This window comes from Enterobacter sp. GER_MD16_1505_Eko_090, from assembly GCF_003331015.1.
Lineage (GTDB): Bacteria > Pseudomonadota > Gammaproteobacteria > Enterobacterales > Enterobacteriaceae > Enterobacter > Enterobacter roggenkampii.
The window spans coordinates 1-375 of sequence record NZ_PUQF01000073.1; the positions used below are offsets into that span (position 1 = coordinate 1).

Here is a 375-nt window from a genome sequence, read left to right on the forward strand (position 1 = left end):
GAGAGACTCGAACACACCATTTAAGATGTGTCGTTTCAATTTTCAGCTTGATCCAGATTTTTAAAGAGCAAAACTTCGCAGTGCACCTTTTCAGGTTCACTCTGAAGTTTTCTTGGGTTTGCAGTAAAAGATGGTGGAGCTATGCGGGATCGAACCGCAGACCTCCTGCGTGCAAAGCAGGCGCTCTCCCAGCTGAGCTATAGCCCCATCGTTTTGCAATCTCTGTACCGCTCATCCTTTAAAAGGAGTTTGGTAGGCCTGAGTGGACTTGAACCACCGACCTCACCCTTATCAGGGGTGCGCTCTAACCACCTGAGCTACAAGCCTGCAGAGATTTTTACTGCTGTTTTTCATCAGACAATCTGTGTGAGCACT

At 47.7% G+C, this 375-nt stretch carries 2 tRNA genes; both read right to left on the minus strand.

The features are described 5' to 3' along the window. Nucleotides 1-131 precede the first annotated feature (131 nt). Nucleotides 132-207: transfer RNA gene (locus tag C6A40_RS24820), tRNA-Ala, on the minus strand. Nucleotides 208-250: 43 nt separating this feature from the next. Beyond that, a tRNA-Ile gene (locus tag C6A40_RS24825) sits at nt 251-327 on the minus strand. Between the last annotated feature and the right edge of the window lie 48 nt (nt 328-375).